Genomic DNA, 2,832 nt, shown 5'->3' on the forward strand with positions numbered 1-2,832 from the left:
ATAATTCCAGATTCCGCAGCGCCATACTCACTAATCATTTTAGTGCCAAATGCTTTTATAATTTCGGGTTGATAATAATCAAATATTTTTTCTGAGGTCCCTTTAACCATTAAAATATCATTTGGTTTTTCAAGATTACCAGTATTTATTGCTATTGCGGTTTGATAAATACTAGAGGAGTACCCATGGAGATATTTAGCATTCTTTAATTTTTTTATAAACTTGGTTAATTCCGATTCTGAATACGAAAACACCCTGAATCTATTTTGTAAAACATCTAAACACTTCGTTTTTATTTGTTGCATCAATGAACTATCAAAACCCCAGAAATATCCATTTCTATGCCATGGTTTTACATTATAATTACTGTAATTGTGGTTAATTACAGTTCGGTTAAAAGAGTCTGAATATTCGTTTCGTGAAAAAGTAAGGGATTCTCCAGAAGTTCCTGAAGTTTTTGCTGTAAACGTTTTCTTAAATTCAAATTTAGAATGTATTTCAGCATTAAAGGAGATTAGTTCTGATTTTGTAATTATTGGAAGCTTTTCTAGGTCTGACAGCTTTTCTATGTCTGCTGGATGAACCTTTTTTTTATCAAATGATTTACGATAGTATTCGGAATAATTATAAGCATGACTAACTAGCTCCGTTAATTTTTTTAATTGGTAAGTTTCCAATTGGTTTAGGGTATATGTATTGGATTGTAATAAAAACTTTTGAATACTTTTAGACGACCGGTTTCTAAAGTCTCTGCCTAAAATATAAATCCATTTAAATACCATGCTTTATTTCTTAATAAGCCTTCTCTTCTCCTTTTATAGCATTAGTTACCGTTTGAAGAATTATTTTAACATCTAATAATAATGACCAATTTTCAATATAGAAAATATCATATTTTACACGGCTTACAATATCATCATCTTTTTCAACCTCGCCTCTAAAACCGCTCACTTGAGCTAATCCCGTAATTCCAGGTTTAACAAAATGACGTACCATAAATTTATCAATTCTTTGGGCATACATATTAGTATGACTTACCATGTGCGGTCTTGGGCCAACTACCGACATATCTCCAAATAATACATTAAAAAACTGTGGCAATTCATCCATACTTGTTTTTCTAATAAATACGCCCACCTTTGTTATCCTCTCGTCACCTTTGGTGGCTTGATGCAAATGAGCATCTTTATTTGGAGTCATGGACCTAAACTTATAACAATCAAACTCCTGATAATTAAACCCATTTCTTGACTGTTTGAAAAAAACGGGGCCTTTTGATTCTAACTTAATACATATTGCTAAAATTGGCGTTAACCATGAGAGCACAAAAACGATTACAAACAACGAAAACAAAATATCGAAAAACCTCTTAATAAATTGGCTTACAGGTTCTTGAAGCGGAATTACTCGTAATGATAAAACAGGAATATAATTGTAATATTCGTATTGAAGCTTCTTAGAATAAATTTCTTTATTGTCTGGAATAAATTTTAACTCACGCAAATTGTTATCAGCGAAATCTTTTAATTTATTTATTTGGTTATTAGATAGTTCGGCTACTGAAAAATAAATCTCATCAATATCATTTTCTATAATATAGTCGAAACAATTTTCAATTGTAAAACCTTCATCTTTTATACTAAACTGTGCATCAAATTTATAGCCAAAATCTAATCTTGTATTAAATGTCTCTATTAGTTGTCTGGTTTTTTCATTATTACCAATCACTACAACTTTTCTGATATTACCCCCTAAAACCGATCTGTATTTTTTTAATAAAAAGATTGTTAAAAACTTGAATACACTTATTAATAAAAAAACTAATAACAGATAATCTCCTAGCGCCAGCCTACTCATTAGAGGTTGCTTAAAAAATCCAATATAAGCATAAAGGGCAATGGCGAAAAAAACTATTTGCCTAAACAAAAGTGGCCCTATTTTAATCAACCTGGTGTACCTGTGTATTTCGTAAAAATGATTTTTAACCGCAATAATTATCCAACAAATAGAGATATATAAACAAAAAGCATAAACGCTCTTTAAATTTATTTCAAAATAAAACACAGCCATATTTATAATGACTAAATCTATAAAACCGAACAATGGTCTTATTAAATTAGAATATCTTCCTTTTTTATAGTCCACTTAATTTTTAATATGTTTTTTGAAATCTTTATGCTCACTTTTGTACAATTCGTCTTCAGATAAAGATTTAAAATAATCATAAGTTATCTTCATACCTTCCGCTCTGCCAACTTTAGGTTCCCAATTTAAAAGTTTTTTTGCTAATGAAATATTGGGTTGACGCTGCATGGGGTCATTTACAGGTAAATCTTTATAAATTACTTTTTGAGTGGTCCCCGTTAATTTTATTATTTCTTCAGCAAAATCACTAATCGATATTTCATGAGGATTTCCAATGTTAACTGGCTCTGCATAATCACTTAAAAGCAATCTGTAAACCCCTTCAACTTCATCATCAACATAACAAAACGATCGTGTTTGAGACCCATCTCCAAAGATTGTTAAATCTTCTCCTCGTAAAGCTTGCCCCATAAATGCAGGGATTACTCTACCATCATTTAACCGCATCCTTGGACCGTAGGTGTTAAATATACGTACAATTCTCGTCTCAATACCATGAAAACGATGGTACGCCATGGTTATAGACTCTTGAAATCGTTTTGCTTCATCATAAACACCTCTCGGGCCAATAGTATTCACATTCCCATAATAGTCTTCAGTTTGTGGATGCACCAATGGGTCACCATATATCTCGGATGTGGACGCTATTAAAACTCTTGCATTCTTAGCTTTTGCTAAACCTAATAA

General features: G+C 31.3%; 2 protein-coding genes and 1 pseudogene. All 3 read right to left on the reverse strand.

Annotation, left to right across the window (positions count from 1 at the left end; translation table 11 throughout):
- A pseudogene (locus QZ260_RS07885) lies at positions 1–782 on the reverse strand (phenylacetate--CoA ligase family protein); the annotation flags it as partial.
- Positions 783–792: 10 nt separating this feature from the next.
- A complete protein-coding gene (locus tag QZ260_RS07890) occupies positions 793–2,145 on the reverse strand; it encodes an undecaprenyl-phosphate glucose phosphotransferase (protein WP_295984800.1) in 1,353 nt (450 codons plus the stop codon).
- Positions 2,146–2,832 (reverse strand): GDP-mannose 4,6-dehydratase (locus QZ260_RS07895; RefSeq protein ID WP_295984803.1); only part of this gene is annotated, 687 nt, incomplete at its 5' end.

Source organism: uncultured Algibacter sp., from assembly GCF_905480415.1.
Lineage (GTDB): Bacteria > Bacteroidota > Bacteroidia > Flavobacteriales > Flavobacteriaceae > Algibacter_B.